General features: G+C 58.5%; 19 protein-coding genes and 1 pseudogene. 14 read left to right on the forward strand and 6 right to left on the reverse strand.

The window, feature by feature from the left end; all coding sequences use genetic code 11:
* Positions 1-203: 203 nt before the first annotated feature.
* The 3 genes from G3N95_RS15570 to G3N95_RS15580 all read left to right on the forward strand — a co-directional run bounded on the left by G3N95_RS15570 (position 204) and on the right by G3N95_RS15580 (position 3,922).
* Entirely contained in the window at positions 204-1,013 is an 810-nt protein-coding gene (locus G3N95_RS15570) for an AraC family transcriptional regulator (protein WP_205970971.1), read from the forward strand.
* Between the two features lie 615 nt (positions 1,014-1,628).
* Positions 1,629-2,222, forward strand: coding sequence for an alanyl-tRNA editing protein (locus G3N95_RS15575; RefSeq protein WP_241018556.1), 594 nt, complete (start codon positions 1,629-1,631; stop codon positions 2,220-2,222).
* A gap of 260 nt (positions 2,223-2,482) precedes the next feature.
* Entirely contained in the window at positions 2,483-3,922 is a 1,440-nt protein-coding gene (locus tag G3N95_RS15580; protein WP_205970973.1) for an amino acid permease, read from the forward strand.
* 89 nt (positions 3,923-4,011) lie between these two features.
* On the opposite strand, the gene G3N95_RS15585 is transcribed toward G3N95_RS15580, so the two are convergent.
* A complete protein-coding gene (locus tag G3N95_RS15585; RefSeq protein ID WP_205970974.1) occupies positions 4,012-4,962 on the reverse strand; it encodes a LysR family transcriptional regulator in 951 nt (316 codons plus the stop codon).
* An 84-nt stretch (positions 4,963-5,046) separates the two neighbouring features.
* Here G3N95_RS15585 and G3N95_RS15590 point away from each other — a divergent pair, with 84 nt between their 5' ends.
* Both G3N95_RS15590 and G3N95_RS15595 read left to right on the forward strand, forming a co-directional pair.
* On the forward strand, positions 5,047-6,021 hold the full coding sequence (locus G3N95_RS15590; protein WP_205970975.1) for a DMT family transporter: 975 nt from the start codon (positions 5,047-5,049) through the stop codon (positions 6,019-6,021).
* A 61-nt stretch (positions 6,022-6,082) separates the two neighbouring features.
* On the forward strand, positions 6,083-7,030 hold the full coding sequence (locus G3N95_RS15595; RefSeq protein WP_205970976.1) for a pyridoxal-phosphate dependent enzyme: 948 nt from the start codon (positions 6,083-6,085) through the stop codon (positions 7,028-7,030).
* 246 nt (positions 7,031-7,276) lie between these two features.
* On the opposite strand, the gene G3N95_RS15600 is transcribed toward G3N95_RS15595, so the two are convergent.
* Together G3N95_RS15600 and G3N95_RS15605 are read right to left on the reverse strand one after the other, a co-directional pair.
* Complete coding sequence (locus G3N95_RS15600) at positions 7,277-7,525, reverse strand: hypothetical protein (RefSeq protein ID WP_205970977.1); 249 nt, start codon at positions 7,523-7,525, stop codon at positions 7,277-7,279.
* Positions 7,526-8,199: 674 nt separating this feature from the next.
* Positions 8,200-8,475, reverse strand: a complete 276-nt coding sequence (locus tag G3N95_RS15605; protein WP_205970978.1) for a hypothetical protein — start codon at positions 8,473-8,475, stop codon at positions 8,200-8,202.
* 48 nt (positions 8,476-8,523) lie between these two features.
* Between G3N95_RS15605 and G3N95_RS15610 the strand changes: the two genes are divergently transcribed.
* The 8 genes from G3N95_RS15610 to G3N95_RS15645 all read left to right on the forward strand — a co-directional run bounded on the left by G3N95_RS15610 (position 8,524) and on the right by G3N95_RS15645 (position 20,234).
* The gene (locus tag G3N95_RS15610; RefSeq protein WP_205970979.1) at positions 8,524-12,003 is read left to right on the forward strand and encodes an indolepyruvate ferredoxin oxidoreductase family protein; all 3,480 of its coding nucleotides are present in this window, start codon (positions 8,524-8,526) and stop codon (positions 12,001-12,003) included.
* Between the two features lie 279 nt (positions 12,004-12,282).
* The gene (locus G3N95_RS15615; protein ID WP_205970980.1) at positions 12,283-13,032 is read left to right on the forward strand and encodes an electron transfer flavoprotein subunit beta/FixA family protein; all 750 of its coding nucleotides are present in this window, start codon (positions 12,283-12,285) and stop codon (positions 13,030-13,032) included.
* Between the two features lie 12 nt (positions 13,033-13,044).
* Positions 13,045-14,001 carry an electron transfer flavoprotein subunit alpha/FixB family protein gene (locus tag G3N95_RS15620; RefSeq protein WP_205970981.1) on the forward strand — a complete coding sequence of 319 codons (957 nt, stop codon included), beginning with the start codon at positions 13,045-13,047 and terminating at the stop codon, positions 13,999-14,001.
* A gap of 19 nt (positions 14,002-14,020) precedes the next feature.
* Entirely contained in the window at positions 14,021-14,281 is a 261-nt protein-coding gene (locus tag G3N95_RS15625) for a hypothetical protein (protein WP_205970982.1), read from the forward strand.
* 232 nt (positions 14,282-14,513) lie between these two features.
* Positions 14,514-16,319 (forward strand): methyl-accepting chemotaxis protein, encoded by a 1,806-nt coding sequence (locus G3N95_RS15630; protein WP_205970983.1) that lies wholly within the window; start codon positions 14,514-14,516, stop codon positions 16,317-16,319.
* A 90-nt stretch (positions 16,320-16,409) separates the two neighbouring features.
* Complete coding sequence (locus tag G3N95_RS15635; RefSeq protein ID WP_205970984.1) at positions 16,410-18,221, forward strand: acyl-CoA dehydrogenase; 1,812 nt, start codon at positions 16,410-16,412, stop codon at positions 18,219-18,221.
* Between the two features lie 144 nt (positions 18,222-18,365).
* The gene (locus G3N95_RS15640; protein ID WP_205970985.1) at positions 18,366-19,217 is read left to right on the forward strand and encodes a 3-hydroxybutyryl-CoA dehydrogenase; all 852 of its coding nucleotides are present in this window, start codon (positions 18,366-18,368) and stop codon (positions 19,215-19,217) included.
* Between the two features lie 102 nt (positions 19,218-19,319).
* The gene (locus G3N95_RS15645) at positions 19,320-20,234 is read left to right on the forward strand and encodes a LysR family transcriptional regulator (RefSeq protein ID WP_205970986.1); all 915 of its coding nucleotides are present in this window, start codon (positions 19,320-19,322) and stop codon (positions 20,232-20,234) included.
* A 318-nt stretch (positions 20,235-20,552) separates the two neighbouring features.
* Here the strand turns inward: G3N95_RS15645 and G3N95_RS15650 are convergent, their stop codons facing one another.
* The 3 genes from G3N95_RS15650 to G3N95_RS15660 form a co-directional block, all read right to left on the reverse strand.
* Entirely contained in the window at positions 20,553-20,993 is a 441-nt protein-coding gene (locus G3N95_RS15650) for a MaoC family dehydratase (RefSeq protein ID WP_205970987.1), read from the reverse strand.
* Between the two features lie 84 nt (positions 20,994-21,077).
* Positions 21,078-22,124, reverse strand: a complete 1,047-nt coding sequence (locus G3N95_RS15655) for a succinylglutamate desuccinylase/aspartoacylase family protein (RefSeq protein ID WP_205970988.1) — start codon at positions 22,122-22,124, stop codon at positions 21,078-21,080.
* 63 nt (positions 22,125-22,187) lie between these two features.
* Entirely contained in the window at positions 22,188-23,543 is a 1,356-nt protein-coding gene (locus G3N95_RS15660) for an MFS transporter (protein WP_205970989.1), read from the reverse strand.
* Positions 23,544-24,101: 558 nt separating this feature from the next.
* Between G3N95_RS15660 and G3N95_RS15665 the strand changes: the two are divergent.
* A pseudogene (locus tag G3N95_RS15665) lies at positions 24,102-24,600 on the forward strand (isocitrate lyase); the annotation flags it as partial.

The raw sequence follows: 24,600 nt of genomic DNA on the forward strand, positions 1-24,600 counted from the left end.
CGGGATTCACGCGCCATTTACCCAAAGAATCATGCTGCAGGCGGACGAGCCGCGGATCAACGTGAACCGGCGAAAAGGATATTTACGTAAAACGTAACAAAGATGCGATAAATACGTTCATAGTTCTGCTAGTCTTAGGCTCGTCTGTCACACGACGCCGCCGCTGATCGTGAATCCTTCAGGTGCGGCACTGCGCGTTCACCATGAAAGATCACGTCCAGTACCAGCGAGTCGCCGAATTGCCTGGCCTGGTTCTGGGCTCAGCGCGATTCGAAAAATTCAGTTTCGACCGCCACTTCCACATCGACTATCACATCGGCCTTGTCACCGACGGCGTGCAGCGTCAAACCTTCAGCGGGAAGTCCGTCCTGCTTGGCCCCGGCTGCATATCCCTTATGCCTCCCGGCGAGATCCACGACGGAATCAACGAGGGAGACGCGGCATACACACTCAGAACCTTCAGGCTCTCCCACGATCTGCTTGCTCGCATCACGGAAGAGATCGCGGGGAAGCGCGGTGACTTCGAACTGGGCGGGACGATGCTCGAAGATCCTATGCTGGCTGCGCAGCTTTTGCGTCTGCATGATGCGATGGGGTCTCGTGACGACTCACTGGCCATGGCGGTCCAGTCGCAGTGGCTGACTCTGCTCGAGCTCTTGCTTTCCCGATCGAGAGGAGTGGCACCGAGCGAGGAGACGGGCGCGCTCTCACCGATGCAGTGGCATCGCGTCAGGGATTACTGCTTCGCGCACCTGGGTGAAAAGATCTCGCTCGACGAACTGGCTGCGGTGTGCGGGCTGGGACGGTTTCATTTCCTCAGGCAGTTCAAGCAGACCATCGGCATGACACCGCATGCGTGGCTCGTGCGGCTTCGTCTGGAGCAGGCATGCTCGTTACTGGCACGCAGCGCGGGAACAATCGCCGACGTCGCACAAGGCCTTGGGTTTTACGATCAAAGTCACTTCAATCGGGCGTTCCGGCAGGCGTTTGGCGTAGCCCCGTCAAACTACTGACGGGCGAACGGCCAGAGCGTCGTCGCGACAGCTCCGAAATCTTCTCGCTCCCAGCCGCGAAGCACGCGCAAATTCTTGGCGCGATGGAAACGAGCGCCTGTCCTTCTCGGGGCAGCACAGCCCGGAAGCCAACCTTGCCGACATTGCCGCCACATCGGGTGATGGGGCACCGAAGCAGAATGTCGCCGAGTCAATTTTTTACAATCCGCGGCCGAACGATCCCGGTACGCTGTCAGAACCTATCGAGCGGGCCGCCTCGCGGAGGAGACAGATGCGAATCGCGGTCAATCGTTTGCCGTCGAGAGTCGATGGAATCGTGAGCGAGCTTGTTGCACCCGCTGGCAACCAATCCTGTGTGGAGCTTTTCGGTCGTCGTGTGGCTTGCAGATCTGGCGATGCCCACGATCTGTTCAAACCCCTCTGCCTCGCAACGAAGATTTCAATTATCGCCAGGACGATCAAAGCAGATTGCCAATAGGGGTGACTTCATCTTGCGACGGCGAAAAGGTGCGGGCGAAATAGCGTGCAATGCACCGCGCGCAAGTAACAGTGATTTACTGAGAAAGGGCATTTGAAATGACACAGCGTCACTACCTAACCAGCGACGACCTCAGCATGAGCGGTCAGGTCTTAAGCTGCACCAGAACCGACGACGGACAATACGAAGTCGTCCTCGCTGCAACCCTGTTTCATCCACAGGGCGGTGGCCAGCCTTCGGACCCGGGAACGATCGGTGATGCAAATGTCCTTCGTGTAAGTCAGGTCGACGATCAGGTCGTCCATATGTGCGATCGCGAGGTGCCAGTGGGCGACGCACGCATTGAAGTTTCATCTGCCGCGCGTTCCCTGCACGCAAGACTTCATTCCGCAGGGCACCTCATTGGCTTTTGCGGAGAGCAGTTCGGGTGGCGGGCGGTCAAGGGGCATCACTGGCCGGGCGAAGCGCGCGTCGTCTTCGAACCCGATGGGGACCCGAGGGAAATGACCGGGGACATTATCGAGCAGCAGGTAAACGGCCATGTTGATGCAGGTCTCAGTCGTGCCGTACTGCTGGATGGAGACAAGCGCACTGTCGGATTCGGGTCGCTTCCAGCGTACAGCTGTGGTGGCACCCACGTAGCGTCGACGGCAGATATCGGCAAAATCAAAATTTCAAAAGTGAAGGAAAAGAAGGGTCAGGTGTGGGTCTACTACGACCTGGAGCAATGACCGAGTACCGAAGCCGGATACGTTGACATTCCGCGGCTTGAGGCCGCGGGATTCAAATACACGAAGAGGGCAATCAGATTTAATTCAGTAGGGCGAATAAAGCACGCACGATTGAGCAGGGCCGTGCGTTTAGCAGCGGGCTGTTTCGTTCTGGACGTTGGCGACGAATTGCCAACGATGGAGATCCAGGCAGAAGCGCAAACAGTGACGCGGTAGGCGTCGGCCGATTCGAGACACAAAACTAGAGACGGAGACAGAGAATGAGTCTTTTCAGGACGAAGAGCATCGATGCGATGATCGCCTCGAGTCAAAAACCCAACGGCTTGAAAAAGGTGCTCGGGCCGCTCGATCTCATCTTGATGGGAATTGGCGCAATCATCGGCACAGGAATCTTTGTTATCACAGGAACGGGTGCAGTAACGGCGGGGCCAGCACTGATACTTTCGTTTGTCGTTGCGGCTGTGGCGTGCGGTTTTGCGGCGCTCTGTTACGCAGAGTTTTCGTCGACGGTCCCTGTCGCAGGCTCAATCTATGCCTACAGTTACGCCACACTGGGAGAGTTCGTCGCCTGGATGATTGGATGGGATCTCATGCTTGAGTACGGGCTCGCGACTTCGGCGGTCTCGGCAGGCTGGTCCGGGTATTTCCAGTCGCTCATGGCGGGATTCGGTCTTCACCTTCCGGTCGCGCTATCGGCGGCCCCTGGCGCTGTTCCTGGTGCAGTGACGTACTGCAATCTGCCGGCGCTAGTTATCATGCTCGCGATTACGGCAATGCTCTCGATTGGTGTTCGGGAGACGAAACGGATCAACAATCTGATGGTGGCGATCAAGGTGACAGTCGTCGTACTATTCATTGTCGTGGGAATGCGTCATGTCCAGCCGGCGAACTGGCATCCGTTCGCTCCATTTGGCTACGGTGGTGTGCTGAGCGCTGCGTCGCTGGTCTTTTTCGCATTCATCGGGTTCGACGCTGTGTCGTCAGCTGCAGAAGAGGTGAAGCGTCCGGGGCGCGATCTCCCCATTGGAATCATTGGCTCACTTGCTTGCTGCACGATCCTTTATATTGCCGTGTCGGCCATCATGACTGGCATCGTGCCGTACCAGCAGTTTCTTGGCATTGATCATCCTGTCTCGCTGGCATTGCAGTACGCAAAAGAACACTGGTTCGCGGGATTTGTTGATCTGGGCGCTATCCTCGGGATGACCACCGTCATTCTGGTGATGTGCTACGGGCAGACGCGTATCGTCTTTGCGATGTCGAGAGACGGTCTGTTGCCGCGGAAATTTTCGACGATCCATCCGAAATTCGGCACACCTTTCCTCACCACCTGGTCTGTCGGCATCCTGTTTTCGATTATCGGCGCTGTCGTTCCGCTCAGCGTGCTTGCGGAACTGGTCAACATTGGCACGCTCGCAGCGTTTTGCCTTGTCGCGGTCGCCGTGATAGTTCTGCGAAAAAAGCGACCGGACCTGCCCAGAGCATTTCATTGCCCTGGCGTACCTGCTGTTCCGTCGCTCGCAATCGCGTTTTGTCTTGTCTTGATGGCCTATCTGAAGCCCATCACCTGGATCGCGTTCGGAGTGTGGCTGGCCTTGGGTGCTTTTGTTTACTTCGCATATGCGCGGCACAAGTCAGTCTTGCAGACCGAGGCGACCGAGCAGGGTTATGAAGTCGGCGAACGTGCCTGGAAGAACTGACGGTATTGGTTTTCGAAAGCCACCTCCTTGAAGCGGTGAATTTTCGACGGCCGGTACGTTGCTAAACGGTGTCAATGGCCAGCAGATCCTCATCGCGTTTTCCGAGAGAAATACGCTGCGTCCGCTTTAAGTTGCGGCGTGATTCGTTGCTCTACCCATTCGAGCCACGCTCGCGTTTTCGCGTTAAGGAAGTGACGTGATGGCAGCAATGCGTAGATGCCAATGTCAGGTGAGCGCCACGTGGGCAGGACGCGTTTCAGGCGTCCTGCACGAACAGCATCGATCACGGTAAAGAGTGGCAGTAGGGTAATGCCCGCACCTCGCAAAGTGACATCGAGCACCATGTCGGGCGTATCTGCAATCAGTTTTCCGCGCGGGTTAAGTTGCTGTGTGATGCCGTTCCCATCCGTCAGATTCCACTCTGGACGGATGGAGGGGTTGACCAGTCGCAGAGACGTATGCTGGTTCAGATCGTCGGGTGTCTGTGGCTCGCCATGACGGTTGATGTAGTCGGGTGAAGCGCAGAGTATCGAAAATGTCGTACCCAGCCGACGCGCCACAATCCCTGAGTCGGCTAACGATTCGGCAAGGTAGAGGCTGACATCGACACCGCGGGCGAGGAGGTCCGGCACATACTGCGATGTGCTGTATTCGACGCTCAGCTGCGGGTAGCTTGCGCAGAAATCCGCCATCAGCGGAGCAACGTAGTGCTGTCCGAAGTTGACCATGCACTGCACCCGCAGACGTCCCTGCGGCGACATGTTCGTGCCCGACGCGTTGGCCTCCGCCTCTTCGACCAGCGCAAGGACGTCGCGGCAGCGTTCAGCGTAGTCGGCGCCGACGTCTGTGAGCACACGCTGACGAGTCGAACGTTGAAGGAGTTTGGCGCCAAGCCGGTTCTCGAGCTCAGTGACGAGGCGAGAGATTTGCGCGGTAGTCAAGTCCATTTGCTCGGCCGCGGCGGTAAAGCTGCCGCTGTCGATGACCCGCAGAAATGCGCGCATTGCGTGCAGAAGACCGCCGTCAAGAGCTTTACGCATAACGTAAATATCATTTACATTGAGCCTTATTGTTGCATGAAACCGCTGTATTCACAATGTGAAGCCTGTTCATGGAGGTTTCACATGCCCGGCGACCGCGACTGCACTACGATCACACGACCTCTGCAAGCTTGCGGACCGTGGGTGATACTGGCATTGCCTCCGCTGCTATGGGCTGGCAACTTCGTGGTCGGGCGGGCGCTTCGGACAGATGTGCCGCCGATGACGCTCGCGTTCGTTCGCCATCTGATTGCGTTGATCTGTCTGTCACCTTTTGCGTGGCGGGCGATCCGTCGGGACGCCCAACGCTACTGGCATCTGCGGTGGCTACTGGTGAGAACTGCGCTCACCGGGCTGGCGGGTTTCAATCTGCTTGTGTATGCCGGTCTCCATTCGACGACTGCCTCCAACGCGCTGCTGCTGAATTCGATCATTCCCGTGCTGATCGTGCTGTTCGGAGGGCTGGTTTACAGACAGCGCTTCACCGGAAATCAGGTGGTCGGAATGGCACTTTCCTGCGCAGGCGTGCTCATCATCATCCTGCACGGGGAAGCGAGCCGACTCATCGCCTTGCAGTTTTCAGCGGGTGACGGGATCGTATTCCTCGGTATGGTGTGCTTCGCACTGTATTCCCTCTGGCTCAGAGCTTTACCTGATGATCTCAATCCGGCAGGCCTGCTTGGTGCGCAGCTGTTGATTGCAGTGCTCTTTCTGTGCCCTTGCTTCATCTGGGAGTACTGCACAGGTCATCGAGCAGTGTGGACACAATCGTCCGTGCTGGGAATAGCCTACGTCGCGCTCGTTGCGTCGTTACTGGCAACTTTCCTTTACATGGCGGGCGTTACCAGGGTGGGGCCTTCGCGCGCTGGACTTTTTATCCACCTCATTCCGGTCTACGGAGCATTGCTGTCCAGTCTGTTGCTCGGCGAGACCATTCACATTTATCACGTCGTCGGTCTGACCGTGATATTGGCGGGGCTTGTCTGCTCCAATCTCGAGTCTGCCCGCGGAGCGAGGATGAACCCGGGGGCGTATCGGGAAGCAAAAGCGGAAGGCTGAAGTCACGCCTGTCACATCGTTTTTTACTGTCAATTTGCCATTTTTGCAGAAGAGGTCTTACATGCCGCTCCACATCGAATCGCCACTGTTGCAGTCCCGTCCGCTGAGCATCCTGAGTGGCAAGTCTGTCTGGCTGAAGTTCGACGCGCTGCAACCGTCTGGTTCGTTCAAACTCCGTGGGATCGGCGCCGTTTGCGAAGAATACGCCCGGCAGGGGAAAACTCGATTCATTTCGTCGTCCGGTGGGAATGCCGGGATTGCTGTCGCCTACGCAGGGCGCCAGCTTTCGATCCCCGTTACCGTCGTCGTTCCCGAGACCACGACCCTGAGGGCCAAGACGCTGATTGAACAGGAGGGCGCGTCGGTGATCGTTCATGGCGCGTCCTGGATGGAGGCAAACGCTCTCGCGCAGTCCATGCTCGACGCCTCGTCGGCATTTGTACATCCGTTTGACAATCCGACCATGTGGTCTGGACACGCGACCATGATCGACGAGGTAGCCCGCGCTAACGTACCGTTCGATTCGGTCCTTGTGTCAGTCGGAGGAGGCGGGTTGCTCTCCGGCGTAATTGAAGGGCTTCAACGCAACGGGCTTGGTCATGTGCCCGTTGTCGCCATCGAAACGGACGGAGCCGACTCACTTGCGAGATCTGTCGCGGCGGGCACTCAGATCGAGCTCGAAGCAATCACCAGTGTCGCCACGTCGCTTGGTGCAAAGAAGGTATGCGCCAATGCGTTCGAAGTAACCCGGTCACATGACGTGCGGTGCCACGTTGTGAGCGACCTTGAGGCGCTGGAGGCTTGCGAAAGTTTTCTACATGACCATCGGGTGCTGGTCGAGCCGGCTTGCGGAGCGACGCTGGCTGCCGTCTATGGACGGAACCAGAGCATGATCGCTGAATTCAAGGCACCGCTCGCCATTGTGTGCGGCGGAGCGACTGCGACCCTCGAGCAGATTCAGGAATGGCGAGCAAAGGCTGCTGCTGCGCAATCAGAAAGGGCACACTGAGCGTGCCCGAGAAAAAAGGCGCCCGCAGACGTGAGGCGCTTGCAAAATGCGTCTTCAGTCTGCGCTTCATTCATCTATTGGATGCCCCGGACGGTCACCCGGGGCGTTTTGATATCTGACAGGCCAAAACCCTGGTTCCGAACAGGACTGGTACCAGGGCCGCCCCGGAAACCCGGCAACATGGGACGGCAAAAGCGCATGTGTCAAGGATGCCCACGTAGTACGCTTTGTGCCGCGCCTTACCCACTACTGACGAGCTCCAGTCTTTGCAGGCAAGCCGTCGGCCGGTCGCCAGTGCTCAGTGACGGTTTTGTCTGTTATGCGTACGGTTGCAAGCAGGGGCGCATAACCACGCAGTTTAATTTCGCTGACTGCGAGCACCTCCGAACGGTAAATCTCCTCGATGACTTTGCTACCGTCCTCGAACTCGACGGTATACCCATCAATTGGGCCCCATTGGCCCTTCGGTACGGGTTCCACATAGACGTACAACATATGAATCTCCAGCGTTATAGAAGTAGAAATGCACCGGGCGGTCCGTGTGGAGTCGCCACCACTCGGCTCGCCAGTCATTGAGACTCATGGCCGTTTTTCACGAATCAACTCGCAATTACCGGATCGCTTCCGGTCCGACCCAAAAACGGGACCAGTCGGACCGCACAGGATTTTTGAAGTGAGCAAGGACCATAACTACGACGGGTCGCGGACCGTGCAGGGTCTTCCCGCAGGATCCAGCGAAGAGCCCGGTCCGACCATCCATGCTTGACCGGCAAACGCCGGGGCTACGCACTTTTCTGAGTGAGGCAACTTCCCTGAAAGCGGAGATATGTCGCTGTTTGTTGGCAGCAATCTGCGGCGTGAGCACCGGCAGAGGGATCTGTGAATTTCGACGTATGGAGGGGGCTGACCGAGGGCTTGTGGCCCTGGCCAGCGTCAGCACCTGGTGGATGCCATTTTGAAAGAGTGATACAGGGCGGGAAGGGCTCCAATGATACGGGCTACTTAAGGTGTAACGCTCAAGTGCCAAAACCATCGTAGATATCCGAAAAAGTCCGCGCTTGTAAAAAATTGACTTCACTGCGGAATATTTTGGCCCGTCGTATCGGCGCCTTCGAAACTGCGGCATATAAACCAGCCCTCATCTCTCGCAAACGCCCGCGGCGATTGCTTCACCCGACATCTGGCTTGAGATCCCCAGCCGCCGGGTCAGTCGCGTTACCTGATACGTAAATATCATTTACTCCAGGTCGGATTGTTGCGTTCAACGCGACGTCACACAATCGATCCAAGGCCTGAAATTCCGTGGCGATGGCGATGGCGATGGCGATGGCGATGGCAACCACGCATCCGCCTTGCTCTCGATGACGGATATCAGGATCCCGGCCGTCCGGCCCGTTCGTCAAACGCCGGCGATCGAAGTGACCAGCGACATTCAGCTGCTGCACCCCGCCCAGCTTTGTCCGCCTGCACACCCACAAAGACAGAAGACTACGATGAGACACTCAGAAGTTGTTCCGTTGAAGCCGGCTGAGACCCAGCCCATCTCACTCGACGATAAGTACCTTCGCGACGAGGGCCACGCCTACATGAATGGGATGCAGGCGCTGGTGCGGCTGGCGCTCTCCCAACAACGTCGTGATGCCCAGAATGGGCTTCGCACGGCGGGATTCATTTCCGGTTATCGTGGTTCGCCCCTTGGCTCGTTCGACACGTCGCTCTGGCAGGCCGGGAAACACCTCAAATCCCATGACATCGTTTTTCAACCCGGTGTCAATGAAGACCTGGCCGCCACCGCCTGCTGGGGCACGCAACAGGCGCATCTGGCCGGGCGCGGGAAGTTCGACGGCGTTGTCGGCTACTGGTATGGCAAAGGTCCTGGTGCCGACAGATCGGGAGACGTGTTCAGGCATGCGAATCTTGCTGGCACCGCTGAGCATGGCGGCGTCGTCGCGCTGTTCGGCGATGACCACTCGTGCAAATCATCGAGCATTCCGCATCAGTCGGAATTTGTGATGATCGGATGCGGATTGCCGATTTTCTATCCGACGTCGCTCCAGGAAACTCTGGATTTTGGCGCACATGCCGTCGCCATGTCCCGAGCCACCGGTCTCTGGACCTCGATGAAACTGGTTAGCGAGATCGTCGAAACGTCGGCTTCTGTTGACGTTAGTCTTGGACGGGTGCGGCCTAATCTGACCATCGATGCGCCGATTCCGTCAGGCGGGTTGAATATCCGCTGGCCGGATCGCTCGCTTGACCAGGAAGAGCGGCTTTACAGATACAAGCTTCCTGCTGCGATCGCATATGCGCGAGCCAATGCCATCAATCAGGTGACGTGGCCGTGCGCGAATGCCCGTATCGGTATCGCTGCGAGCGGCAAGGGATATCTCGACACGGTCGAGGCGCTGAGACTTCTCGGTCTGGAAGGCGAACCTGCTCAGCGTATCGGTCTTCGCCTGTTCCGGGTCGGCATGATCTGGCCGCTTGAGCCGGCCGGTCTGCGGGTCTTCGCTGCGGGACTTCAGGAACTGATCGTGGTTGAGGAAAAGCGCGCTGTCCTCGAATCGCAAATCAAGGACGAACTGTACGCACTCCCTGATCACCTCCGGCCGCGAGTGGTCGGTAAGTCGTCGGACCATCACGGCGAGTGGAGCACGCCTCGAAATGAAGCGCCGCTCATTACGCACTATGAACTTCAGCCTGAACCGATCGCCAAGATGCTGGCGGCACGGTTACTCAAGTTCGAGCTCCCGGAAGACATCAAGCGGCTGATCGAGAATCGGGTTCAGGGCATCGAACAGGCCGAGCGGGCTTCTCGCCGTGTCATCGATATCGCCGAGCGCAAGGCCTACTTCTGTAGCGGCTGCCCTCACAATTCGTCGACGGTCGTCCCGGAAGGCAGCCGCGCTCTTGGAGGTATCGGCTGCCACTTCCTGACGCTAACCATGGACCGCGGAACCGAGACCTTTACGCATATGGGTGGTGAGGGTGCCAACTGGGTCGGAACCGCGCCCTTTACGAAAGAACCCCATGTGTTCACAAACCTCGGGGACGGGACGTATTTCCACTCGGGTTACATGGCAATCCGCCAGGCTGTTGCGGCGAAGGTCAACATCACCTACAAGATTCTTTACAACGACGCGGTCGGTATGACAGGCGGCCAGCACGTCGACGGCCAGCTCAGTGTTGCCCAGCTTACGCGACAGCTGGCAGCAGAAGGGGTCGGCAAGCTGGTCATCGTCAGTGACGAGCCCGGCCTGGTCAGCGAAACCGAAGGCCTCGCCCCCGGTGTGACGGTCCGCCATCGGAACGAACTGGATGCCGTGCAGCGCGAGTTGCGACAGGTGACAGGCGTGTCGGCACTCATCTATGCGCAGACTTGTGCGAGCGAGAAGCGCCGTCGGCGCAAGCGTAAGGAATACCCGGATCCGCCGCAGCGAGCCTTCATCAACTCCGAGATCTGTGAAGGTTGTGGCGACTGCTCGAAAAAGTCGAACTGCCTGTCCGTCGAACCTGTCGAGACGGCTCTCGGTATCAAGCGCCGTATCAATCAAAGCAGCTGCAATAAAGACTTCTCGTGTGTCGAGGGATTCTGTCCGAGCTTTGTCACGGTCCATACGCGCGATACGAAGCGACCCGCAAAGTTTGACGCTCTGCCGGAAGGGTGGCCGACCAAGCCCGCAATGCCGGGCCTGAGCTCGCCGCTGCGCATCATTGTGGGAGGCGTGGGCGGTACGGGCGTGGTGACGATTGGTGCATTGCTCGGTATGGCAGCCCATCTGGAAGGCAAGGCAGTCCGGGTGATGGATATGGCCGGGATGGCGCAAAAGGGCGGCACGGTCTATTCGTACGTACAGCTCGCCGCGACCGACGCTGAGATTTCCGCAACGAAGATCGCAGCCGAGCAATGTGACCTGCTGATTGGTGCGGATGCTGTTGTGGCGGGAAGCAGTGCGACGCTTTCGAGGCTGCGCGATACGGCACTGGTCATCGTTAGCGAGGACACGTCCCCGACGTCCGAGTTCATCAAGTCACGCGACTGGACGGCACCCGTGAACGATCTGATGACTCGTCTCCATCGCAAGACGGAGCAGGGGCAGGTCATGGCGTTGCCTGCCGCCCGGATCGCGGCGCGCGTGCTTGGCGATGCGATTTTCGCGAATCTGATGCTGCTCGGTATGGCGTGGCAGTCCGGACGGATCGCGCTCGAACGCAGCACCATTGAGCGCGCGATTGAACTGAATGGGACCGCTGTCGCGAAGAATCTGGAAGCGTTCCGGATTGGCTGCCATCTCGCCAGCGATTCGCGACTCGCTGCGACGCTCATGGCCGGGGCAGAGTCCGAGGCCGTGCCCAAGACGCTGGCCGAGGTCATTGAGGATCGCGCTCAACGCCTGGAGACCTACTGGAACGCGAAGTACTCGCGCCGGTATCGCGAGATGCTGGAACAGGCAGAACGGTCAATGCCCGAGAAGCTGGCAATGACACTGGCGATGCAACTCTATCGGGTGATGGCTTACAAGGACGAGTACGAAGTCGCACGCATGCTGGTGTCGACGACGTTCCGGAAGTCAATCGAACGGGAGTTCGGCCAGGGTGTTCGCTTGAGCTATCACCTCGCTCCGCCGACGCTGGGCACAGGCAAGGACGTGCGCAAGCGGATGTTCGGGCAGTGGATCCGTTGGCCAATGGCAGCGCTTGGCCGCATGCAATGGCTCCGCGAAACCCCGCTCGACCCGTTCGGACGTAACGAGGAGCGCCGCCAGGAACGCGCGTGGCGCGACCGCTACATCGGATTCGTTGAGTCACTTCTGTCGTCCCCGGCAACCATCGACATTCCGGTGGCGGAGCAGATTGCGCGACTCCCAGCAGACGTACGCGGATTTGGGCACGTCAAGGCGCAAGCGATGGAAGCTGCGTCCAAGCGCTGGGATGAGCTTGACGGGCGCCTCGCCAGAAGCGTCAGTCCGTAACATGAGAGGGCCCGGACCCCGCTGCGATCGGGCACCTCTCCGCAAGAACATCACAGACGAAGAACAGGGTGGCTGGGCGTCCGGTTCCGCGCAGCGCGGCCCCGGTTTCCATCGAATCCTGACGAGATCAAGTACCGGCCCCATGCCTGGTGGCGGACCGCTTCGACGCGAGCCCGTCGCCGCCGGAAACTGGTCGAAACACGGAGGCAGGGCGTATGCCGATGCGCATCTATACGTGGGTGCCGGCACGCCTTGCTTCATCTAGGAGGAGCACATCACATGAAGATATTGGTGGCAGTTAAACGGGTACTCGACTTCAATGTCAAGGTCAGAGTGAAATCCGATTGCTCGGGCGTTGATCTGACCGCAGTCAAGATGTCCATGAACCCGTTCGATGAAATCGCGGTCGAGGAAGCTGTGCGTCTGAAGGAAGCGGGCATCGCGAGCGAAGTAGTCGTGATCTCGGTCGGCGTCGCACAAGCACAGGAAACGTTGCGGGCAGCGCTGGCGATCGGAGCGGATCGCGCAATTCTGGTTGAATCGAACGATAGCGTTGAGCCGCTGGCAGTCGCGAAGATTCTGAAGGCCCTCGTCGACAAGGAACAACCGCAGCTGGTGATGCTCGGCAAACAGGCCATCGACGACGATTCCAACCAGACAGGCCAGATGCTGGCTGCGCTGGCGAATCTGCCGCAGGCCACGTTCGCATCGAAAGTGGTCGTTGCCGACGGCAAGGCCACCGTTTCGCGCGAAGTGGACGGCGGTGCCGAAACCCTGTCGCTGAAGCTGCCCGCGGTCGTGACAACCGATCTGCGTCTGAACGAGCCGCGTTACGTGACGCTGCCGAACATCATGAAGGCGAAGAAGAAGTCGCTCGAAACCGTGAAGCCCGACGACCTGGGCGTCGATGTGGCGCCGCGTCTGAAGACGCTGAAGGTTAGCGAGCCGCCGAAGCGTTCGGCCGGCGTGAAGGTGCCGGACGTGAAGACGCTGGTCGAGAAGCTCAAAATCGAAGCCAAAGTGCTGTAAAGGGAGGAGATCATGACGATTCTGGTCATTGCTGAACACAATAACGCGTCGATTAAGGCCAGCACACTGAACACAATGGCTGCGGGCGCAGTCATATCGACGTTTGGCCGTCAGGACATCCACGTGCTGATCGCGGGCCACAATGCGATGCAGGCGGCCGAAGCGGCGGCGAAGATTGCCGGCGTATCGAAGGTACTGCTCGCTGACGCGCCGCAACTGGCCGAAGGCCTCGCGGAAAACATCGAAGCGACGGTGTTGAACATTGCGAAAGACTATTCGCACATCCTCGCGCCCGCTACGGCATACGGCAAGAACATCGCGCCGCGTATCGCAGCGAAGCTCGACGTCGCGCAGATCAGCGACATCACGGCTGTCGATTCTGCCGATACGTTCGAGCGCCCGATCTACGCGGGCAACGCGATCGCGATTGTGCAATCGCAAGACGTCGTCAAGGTCATCACGGTGCGCGCAACGGGCTTCGATCCGGTGGCAGCCGAAGGGGGCAGCGCATCGATCGAGAAGATCGATGCTGCAGAGGACTCGTGTATCTCGCAGTTTGTGAGCCGTGAAGTGACGAAGCTGGACCGTCCGGAATTGACGTCGGCGAACATCATCGTGTCTGGTGGCCGAGGGCTGGGCAGCGCCGAGAACTACACCAAGGTTCTGGAGCCGCTGGCGGACACGCTCGGCGCCGCAATGGGGGCCTCGCGCGCAGCCGTCGATGCGGGGTATGTCCCGAATGACTATCAGGTCGGCCAGACAGGCAAGATCGTCGCGCCGCAGCTCTATATCGCGGTCGGCATCTCGGGCGCAATCCAGCACCTCGCAGGGATGAAAGACTCCAAGGTGATCGTTGCGATCAACAAGGATCCCGAGGCGCCGATCTTCAGTGTCGCGGACTATGGTCTCGTTGATGATCTCTTCAGCGCAGTCCCGGCCTTTGCAACCGCGATCGATGGTCAAAAATGACTGAATAGAAGGAGGGCGTATGTCGCTGACCTACTTCGAGCGAACACGTGCTGAGGCGGCCAACTCGGCCAACGAGGCAGACGCGTCGTTGTGGCGCTGGTTTTGTCAGGCCTACGAGGATGGACGGATACGGTGGTGCAAGTCAGCCGAAGGCTGGCTGGTAAGTGTTGACCACAAGCACCTGGCCACCGAGTCGGACTTCGATACCGCGATCCGCACTGCGCGTACGCGCTACTTTTCAGGTCAGCGAATAGCGCCACACCCAGTTAAATCAAGGTGACCTGGATTCACGACTTATGGCGCATCGCCTGATGACCGCAGCGTGCGGGGGATGCGCCAGTTGACCCGTTGAAGCATTGGTCAGTTTCAAAACACATAGCCCGCCCGGCAATCGCGCGTGCTGGCGCAGCATCGTCTGGGCTATAACCCGGGCGACGATCCGGCGCTTGCGTCGCGTCCAGAACGCGGATGCCGGAGATAAGACGCCTCAACCATGAATGGTAAATCGTAGCATGTTCACATCGATCCGGTTCAGGATTCTCATCGCGTCGGTAGCTATTGTTTCGGGCGCCTTGATGATCAACACGGTACTGAACTATTCCGTGGCCAACCAATACAACCGCGACGCCATCAATCAGAGTCTGGCGGCCGTGCTGACTGGTCACGAGACCGGAATTGAAGAATGGGTTGCATCGAAGTCGAAGATGATTTCGTCTCTTCGGGATGTCGCACTCAGTAATGATCCTGTCCCAGCGTTCAGGCAGATCGCTATCGCGGGTGGCTTCACCACCGTGTACGCGGGCTACGCTGACAAGACGGCGCGGTTCTCCGATTCGACAGGCATCCCTTCCGGATACGACCCGACCGTTCGGCCGTGGTACCGCCAGGCAGCAGAGGCCGGTCATGCCATTGTGACCCCACCGTACGTCGACACTGCTACGGGCAATCTCGTTGTCACGTTCGCGGTTCCGATTTTGCGCGATGGGGCATTGCGCGGTGTCGTATCCGGTGACGTTTCCATGGACGCTGTTGTCACGAATGTGAAAACGATTCATCCGACACCTGCGAGCTTCGGGATGGTCGTAGACCGGGACGGACATATCGTTGCTTATGCCGATCAGAAGCTGACGCTCAAACCTTTCTCGGAACTCGCACCGGACCTGATGATGAGCGAACTTACCGCATCAGCGGCAAACGACGAGTCAGCACCGCTGGTTGCGCATATTGCCGGTAACGCGAAGCTCATTCGGGCGCGGGTCGTACCCGGGACTGACTGGCTTGCAGTCGTTGCGCTTGATCAGTCCGAGGCAACAGCGGGCATTCGCTCCCTGCTCCATGTGTCGTTTGTCTCTCTCACCGTGCTTGTTGTCATCGCAGCAGCGATCATCGGTGCGGTTACCAGTGTGACATTCCGTGGACTTGCGCGAGTGCGGGATGCGATGGAGGCCATCGCATCGGGCGATGGCGATCTGACAGAACGCCTTCCGGAGAGTGGACGGGATGAAGTCGCTCAGATCGCGCGCTCATACAACTCGTTTATCGGGAAGATAAGCGACGTGATTCGGCGCATCAAGGACACCAGCGAGTCTGTACGCCATGCAGCAAGCGAAATCGCTTCCGGTAATCACGACCTGTCGCGGCGTACCGAGATGGCGGCAGCCAACCTGCAGCAGACGGCGGCATCAATGGAAGAAATCACGTCGACCGTCGCGCAGGCAGCAAATGCCGCACTGCAGGCCAACCAGACCGTGTCGACGGCGCGGACTTCAGCAATGCGTGGCAGTTCCGTGGTTGCGAACGTGGTGTCGACGATGAGCGAGATTGAAGGCGCGTCGGGCAAGATCAGCGAGATCATCGGTGTCGTCGACAGCATCGCGTTTCAGACAAATATCCTCGCGTTGAATGCAGCCGTCGAAGCCGCGCGGGCGGGGGACGGGGGACGCGGCTTTGCCGTTGTGGCGGGTGAGGTCCGCACACTTGCGCAGCGCAGCGCGCAAGCGGCCAAGGAAATCAAGGCACTGATCGACTCGAACGTTGCCAGCGTTTCGTCGGGTTCGACGTACGTCAATGAGGCAGGGCAGACCATGAACGACATCGTCGCAGGTATTTCCAACGTGACGACAATCATGAGCGAAATCTCAAATGCTGCGGATGAGCAGAATCGCGGCATTCATGAGATCAACCGTGCAGTCTCGCAACTCGATGAAATGGTCCAGCAGAACGCTGCGCTGGTTGAAGAGTCGGCTGCTGCCGCCTCGGCACTACAAACGCAGGCGACAGAACTGGCCGACGCTGTCGCTCAGTTCACGGTTTCCTGAGGGCGACGGTCGAGTGATCAAACCTTTTACGGTTGCCATCACTCGTCCCGCCCGTTCACTCCTCACACACCTCCATTCAGGAAGACAACGATGAACTACACCGCGCCCATCAAGGAGATGGTTTTCGTCCTCGACAAACTTGCCGACATCGAGTCGACCTCCAAGTTGAGTGGCTTTGAAGACGCGAACCTCGAAACCGCGCAAGCCGTGCTTGAAGAAGCCTCGAAATTCGCGAGCGGCGTAATCGCGCCGCTGAATATTGAAGGCGATCGTCGCCCCAGCGAATGGCGCGACGGCGCCGTAACCACATCAGCCGGCTTCAAGGACGCTTTCCGGCAGTTCGCTGAGGGCGGCTGGCAGGGGGTGATGCATCCCGCCGATTTCGGCGGTCATGGCCTGTCTAAGCTGATTGGGACGCCATGCATTGAAATGCTGCACGCGGCAAATCTCTCATTCGCGTTGTGTCCGATGCTGACTGATGGTGCAATCGAATCGCTGCTGACCGCCGGTTCGGACGACCTGAAGGCGCGCTACCTGCCGAAGCTGATCGCCGCGGAGTGGACCGGCACGATGAATCTGACGGAGCCGCAGGCCGGTTCCGACCTTGCCATGGTCCGTTCCCGCGCTGTCCCGGACGGGGAGGGTCGTTATCGCGTGTCGGGTACGAAGATTTTCATTACGTACGGCGAGCACGACATGGCGGAGAACATCGTCCACCTCGTGCTCGCGCGCACCCCGGATGCCCCGGAAGGCGTCAAAGGCATCTCGCTTTTTGTGGTACCGAAATTTCTGGTCAACGACGACGGCAGTCTCGGCGAACGCAACGACGTGCAGTGTGTGTCGATCGAGCACAAACTCGGCATCAAGGCGAGTCCCACTGCGGTACTGCAGTTCGGCGATCACGGCGGAGCAATCGGGTATCTCGTCGGCGACGAGAATCGCGGGCTCGAGTATATGTTCATCATGATGAACTCGGCACGATTCGCGGTCGGCATGCAGGGCATCGCAGTTTCGGAAGCGGCGTATCAGAAGGCTGTCGCCTACGCGAAAGAACGCGTGCAGAGCCGTCCCGTTGATGGTTCTTCGGCCGGCCCCGTTGCCATTATTCATCACCCGGACGTGCGGCGCATGCTGATGACGATGCGCGCGCTGACCGAGGGCGCCCGCGCGCTGGCGTATGTGGCCGCAATGCACGCCGACCTCGCGCACAACGCCTCAGATGAAGCTATTCGCAAGAGGAGTGCTGCAATTTACGAATACTTCGTGCCCGTCGTGAAAGGCTGGAGCACGGAGATGTCGATCGACGTGGCGAGCCTCGGCGTGCAGGTGCACGGCGGCATGGGGTTCATCGAAGAGACGGGCGCGGCACAGTTCTATCGGGATGCGCGCATTCTCACGATCTACGAAGGCACAACAGCAATCCAGGCGAACGATCTCGTTGGTCGCAAGACATTGCGTGACGGCGGAGCGGTGGCGAAAGACCTCATTGAGGCGATGACGCAGACACTTGCCGAACTTGGATTGGCCGCAGCGGCGGCGCCGCAGAGCGCAAAGCGGCCAATCGAGGCAATGCAGCAACGCCTGAAGGATGCGCGGGACGCCTTCGCTCGCGCGGTGGCCTTCATCGTTGCTACCGGTCGCAGCGATCCGAATGCCGTATTCGCGGGTAGCGTGCCCTATCTGAAGCTCGCGGGCACCGTGCTGTGCGGCTGGCAGATGGCGCGGGCGCTTATCGCCGCTGCAGCTAACCACAACGATGATGAGTCGTTCTACGACGCGAAGATCGCGACCGCGCATTTCTATGCGGATTTCGTCCTGCCGCAGGCGACCGCGCTCGAAGCGGCGATCATAAGCGCGCGCAACGGCGAGGGCCTTCTCGCGCTGACTGCGGACCAGTTTTGAACGAGCGACGATGAGAGGCAGCTGCGGAACTGCGCTTTCTGCGCTGCACTCCCATACGCGATCGAGGTCTGCAGCATTCTTCAGCTAACGACGATGCGGGCACGCTGTCCGTTTTCAGAGTCATCGAATTTATCAAGGTAGGGCATGACAATCCAGAAAGTAGGCATCGTAGGTGCAGGAACGATGGGTAATGGCATCGCGCAGGTGTGTGCTGTCGCGGGATGCGACGTGGTAATGGTGGACATCACCGACGCGGCATTGCAAAAAGGCACGGCCACCCTGACGAAAAGCCTTGGACGGCTCGTTGAAAAGGGCAAGCTGAAGGCGTCGGCGCGCGACGCCGCGACCAGACGCATCGCGACTTCTACCGACTACCGGGAATTGGCAAGCGCTGACATTGTGATCGAAGCGGCCACGGAGCACGCCGAACTGAAGGTGCGTATCCTCAAGCAAATCGAAGGTGTGGCGAAACCGGATGCGATCATCGCATCGAATACGTCGTCGATTTCGATTACAACGCTGGCTGCGTCCCTGCGCGATGCGGCACGCTTCGTTGGCATGCACTTTTTCAATCCGGTGCCACTGCTGCCGCTCGTCGAAGTGATACGCGGTTTGGAAACAAGCGACGCAACCGTCTCCACCACGCGTGAGCTGGCACAGAGGCTAGGCAAATCGCCGATCGTCGTGCGCGACTCGCCTGGCTTTGTGGTCAACCGCATCCTGGTGCCGATGATCAATGAGGCCTTCTGTGTGCTCGCGGAAGGTGTCGCGACCCCGGAGGAGATCGACGAGGGTATGAAACTCGGTGCAAACCATCCGATTGGCCCGCTCGCGCTCTCGGACCTGATCGGTCTCGACGTTTGTCTCTCCGTGATGGACGTGTATTTGGAGGATTTCGGCGATTCCAAGTATCGAGCTTCCCCGTTGCTGCGCGAGCTGGTGGCGGCAGGGCGCTTCGGACGGAAAACGGGGCGCGGCGTATACCGGTACGAGTGAGCATTAAGGTCTCTTGGCACCGCGCGCGTATGCTACGGGAGCGTCGCACGGTGCGCACGCCGTTTCCCTTTCCTCGATCGGTTCGATTTCAACGGTGATGACATGGATCTTCGTCAGCTACGCTATTTTTTGACAATCGCAGAGGAAGGGAGCGTCGCGGCTGCGTCGCGCAGGTTGCATATCGCGCAGCCCGCGCTATCCCGGCACATGCGCGCGCTCGAGGAGCAGATCGGAACAGAGCTTTTCGTCCGCAATACGAGAGGGGTAACGCTGACGGACGCTGGAGTAGAACTGATTGCTTGTGCCACCCGGGCCATCGACTCTGTTCGCGACCTGACAGACAGGATGGCAAGTTTCAAAATGGGGCTCTCGGGAGAATTGAACCTGGGTATTGTTAGCAACTATAGCTGGCTACCCATTCTGAGAAGGGTGTTCGACAAACTGGCGGACATCGGGCCAGGCCTGAGAGTTCACCTTCAGCCTCAGATGTCTGTAGATCAGCTTGAAAATCTCCGTAAGGGGCGACTTGATGTCGGCATACTGACGTGGCGCCCGAAGCTTGATCCTGGATTTCAGGGATTCCCCGTTTACCACGATCGATGGGCGGTCGTCGTGCCGCGTTCAATCGCATCGCGGTATGCGGCCGAAAGGGCGCATCTGCTGAGCGAGTTCCGTAGGGAGTCGTTCGTAATGTTCCCACGGGAATGCTCCCCGTCAACTTTTGACGCCGTATCGAATCTCTTTCACGGCGCGTCGTTCGCGCCGACGCTGAAACACACCGCCGCGGATATGTCGACCATGCTGGGTCTTGTCATTTCCGGAATCGGCTGCGCGATCGTCCCAGAATCCTACAGGCGTCATGTGTCGGATGACGTGACTGTCTTTTCGCTGGAAGACGCTGGAACTGAATTTGATCTGGAACTTGTGTGGAGGCGGGACAGTTCGAACGTCCTGTTGACACGATTTATCGAAGCGGCACGGGCGGCACTATCGGAAAACATTGAAGCCAAATCCTGACGAAACCTGACCTCCGGGATTCGTCGAGGTTTCTGCCATCTTTTTGCCCCTCGGGCAGCTGAGGAGTTCGGCTCGCGACATACGTGGGTAGCACGAGCTTCACTGCCGTTACTACGGTTCATGAAACCGATACAGATCGAGCCGTGAGGAGCACGCGGGTATGGTGCTGTCGGGCCGCGCTTCCAAAGGGAAGCACGGCTACCGTCGACGAGAGGGTCGAATGTGCGAGTCGTTTGCAGATCGCCGGGTGTGTGAAACGCGTGAGGCGATGTCACGAAGGCGTACGTCTCCTTGCTGACCAGATAACCAAAGGGCTAGTTATTCCTCGCGTACCTGCGATGAGGTCGGCATCACCATGGCATCCCCGTCAACGACAACCTTACCGTTCACGGTGCAGACAGTCGACAGTGACACGCGTCGCCTGTCTGGATACAGCTCTGTTATCGAAACGGTTGCGTGGACGGTGTCACCAGGTCTGACCGGTGCGCGGAAGCGGATGTTCTGACTCAGGTACACCGTTCCCGGCCCGGGCAGGCGACCGGCGATTGCGGCCGAAATCACGCTGGCGGTCAACATCCCATGCGCGATGCGCCCTCCGAACTGCGTCGTGGATGCAAACTCCTCATTGATGTGCATGGCGTTGTTGTCTCCGGACGCTGCGGCAAACAGTACAATGTCTGCCTCCGTGATGGTCTTCGCGAATGTTGCGCTCATTCCCGGTTTGAGGTCCTCGTAGTCATAGCCGTTCATCTGGTTCATCGCTTCTCCTTCTACTTTGAGACACCGTGGGGACACGCGTCCGGTCAAGGGGTTCATGAACGCGGTATGGACCGCCCCGCAGCTTTAACAAGGCTGCGCGAGATGCCCCAGACAGTCACCAACCTCGACCTGCGCGAATGTGCGCTGACAAACCACAAGGCCCCCACACTCAAAGGTGACGGCTGTCGGCGTCTTCCAGAAGTCTGTGCTGTCGTAAATATGGCCCGCGAGCTGACCCTGCCGAACCACTTCTCCTAACCGGAATGACGGAGCAAAAAAGCCCGGTCTTTGCGCAAACAGGAAAAGACCCGGCTCGTCCATCGAGTAAGACAGGGTACGAACGGGTTGGTCGAGCACCCTTGAAGTCTCGGCGTACTGCAACGCACCGGCAGCGCTTAATACGCCAAGGTGCATGAGAAAACGAGAGACGCAGTGTTCCACCATACGAAGACCGTCGGGATTAACGGTTGAGCCGCCACCGAATTCTCCACAGAGATAGACGGCTCCGTTCTTCCTGGCGTAATTGCCGATCACCCGATCTTCGCCGCTGAGAGCGCGATCACCGTCGAAGTAGATGATTCGCTCGGGTGCCATCGCTTCGATAAGCCGGGCGGTCTGCCACCCTGCATCACTTTCGTCGGGCAGCGCAGAGAGCACGCTTGGCAGGTATTGAAGGGAACTTCCACCGGCGTGCACATCAAAAACGAAATCGGCAAGCGGCAACAGGACGCGCGTTACATAATCGGCGATGACTTCGGTGACACTACCGTCTTTCCGTCCCGGGAACGTTCGGTTCAGGTTGATTCCGTCGATGGGCGAGACGCGCGATGCGGCCATGAATGCAGGGTAATTCAAGGCTGGCACGACGACGACGCGGCCCTGTATCTCGTCGAGGCGTACTTTCTGAACGAAGTTGGACAACGCAACCGGACCCTCGTACTCGTCGCCATGCACTCCGCCGGTAAGCAGTACGGTAGGCCCGGCTCCATTCTTGAGCACAGCAATCGGGATGGCAATGTGCCCATATGCGGATCGGTGAACGGAGTGTGGAACCCGCAGATGACCGAGATGAACGCCATCCACTTCGAAATTTACCGTTGAGTCCATTGAGGTTTTCTCCAAAGCAATCATCAATGCGCATCGTTACCGGCCAGAGATGCAGTATCCGAAGGGCGAGCACGGCGCCCTTTGCCGTCATGCCTTGCAAAGCTTCGGGGAGGCGAGGGAACAGCCAGCCATTGCAGCCAGTCCGGCGAAGACCACGTAAAACGCTGGCGCCAGACTATTTCCGGAGGTCTGGATCAACCACGTTGAGATGAACGGTGCGAACCCACCGAATAGCGTGACTGCGAAGTTGTAGGCAATAGACACCCCAATAGACCGGTTACCGTCCGGAAACAGGCTCGCTAGCGCGCCCCCGGCAGGCCCGGTAAAGGAGGCAATGGCAACTGCAAGGGTGGCCTGTACGACGAGTAGTGCCTCGAAGGACTGGTACTCGAGCAGGACGCTGAGGGCCGGATAGACAAGTATCGTGATCGCCATCGCTCCCATTCTCAATAGCTTCAACGGACCATGCCTGTCGGCAAGCAAGGCGAAGCAGGGCGTCGCAACAACGGCGACGAGAAGACTTAGCGAATTACTGACAAGGGAATGACTTGCCGATATGTGCAACTGCTTGACGGCGTATGTCGGCATGAAAACCAGAAAGAAGTAGGTGCTGACGGTCCACAGGATCGTGATGAAGAAACCGCCCAGTGTCTCGCGGGGATGATCCCTGAGCGTGCTCCACGGTGATGGAGCGCCCAACGCATGGTCCGTATTCTTTCCGGCCCTGCGCTGCTTGAGTATCTCGGCGAACGCTGGGGGCTCTTCCGTTCTATTCCGGATGTACCAGCCGACCGGCGCGATGATCAGGCCGAGCATGAAGGGCACCCTCCATCCCCACGTCTCGACTGTCTCGACCGGCATCAATCCATTGACGGCCGCTCCGACAAGGGAGCCGATCAGAAGCGCCAGTAGCTGCGTTAGCTGCTGAAAGCTCGCAAAAAGAAACTTGCGCTGGCGCGGCGCATACTCGACCAGATAGGACAGGGCGGATCCCATTTCTCCGCCAGCCGAAAAGCCCTGGATAAGCCGGGCGATCACGACGATGATCGGCGCCACGATGCCAGCGCTCGAATAAGTCGGCGTGATTACCATCAAGAAAGTCCCCAGTACCATCGTAATGACGGTCCAGCTCAGCGCGACCCGACGCCCCTGGCGATCCGCAAGGGTTCCGAACACCAGTGCGCCGATGGGACGCATCGCAAATCCGACGCCGAAGGTCGCGACACTAAGGAGGAGCGATACAACTTCATCGTGGTTGGGAAAAAACAGTCGTGATATGACCACTGCAAAATAGCCATAGATCGCAAAGTCATACCATTCCAGCATGCACCCTACTGTGGCCGCGATGACTGGCCGGGTTGTTTCCCGTCTCGAATATTGTCGATTAGTACTACCAATATTTGAACTACGAGACGCGCTTCTACCTGTTTGAAGAGGTTCCATTGCATTACCTCGGATCGGAGTATGGGACTTTGAGAATGTCCGTCGGTCGACAGTCGTTCTGCGTGTCGACGTTGAAGTCAATGTATGAATGACAAAAATCGGTTGCAATTACCGATTTGTTGGTGCCGCTATGCTCGCTTGGCATAGGGCGAAGTGCGATCTAGGCCAGTGGCATGGGGCACACGCGACTCTTATCGTGGCGCTGGAGCGCCGTCCCCTCGAAGACGCCGAATAGATCTAAGCACGCCCATGAATTCAGCCCAGCAATCAGGGCTCAAGATCATCCGCGCTTGCCCTGCCTCAGCACCCGAAAACGCATTCCGCATTACGGAATAAACTTCGAACTTTCCTGGCATTCATTTTCCCGTTGCTTGAAAACGAATTTTGCATCGTAAAAATTGCGAAGCATCTCATTGAAAAGTAAACATAAATTATGTCTTATGTCTTATATAAGAGTTGGCCGAAAGGGAGCTACTATTAAGTCGTGCGGTTCGCTTCGACAGACTTGGCGACACGCTGAACCAACAGTCAAACCCGCTTAGCTTTCAGGAGATACAAATGGCCCAATATCAAGACGACATCAAGGCAGTTGCTGGTTTGAAAGACACGCACGGCAGCGCATGGGATGCAATTAATCCCGAATATGCCGCTCGCATGCGTGCCCAGAACAGGTTCAAGACGGGTCTGGACATCGCGAAATACACCGCGAAGATCATGCGTGCCGACATGGCCGCCTACGATGCCGACCCGTCCAAATACACCCAGTCGCTGGGCTGCTGGCACGGCTTCATCGGTCAGCAGAAGATGATTTCCATCAAGAAGCACTTCAACAGCACCGACCGCCGCTACCTGTACCTGTCCGGCTGGATGGTGGCCGCGCTGCGCTCTGAGTTCGGCCCGTTGCCGGACCAGTCGATGCACGAAAAGACTTCCGTCAGCGCGCTGATCCGCGAGCTGTACACCTTCCTGCGCCAGGCCGACGCGCGTGAACTGGGCGGCCTGTTCCGTCAGCTGGACGCGGCCGTTGGCTCCGCCAAGGCCGCGATTCAGGAAAAAA

Source organism: Paraburkholderia sp. Tr-20389 (assembly GCF_017104565.1).
GTDB lineage: Bacteria > Pseudomonadota > Gammaproteobacteria > Burkholderiales > Burkholderiaceae > Paraburkholderia.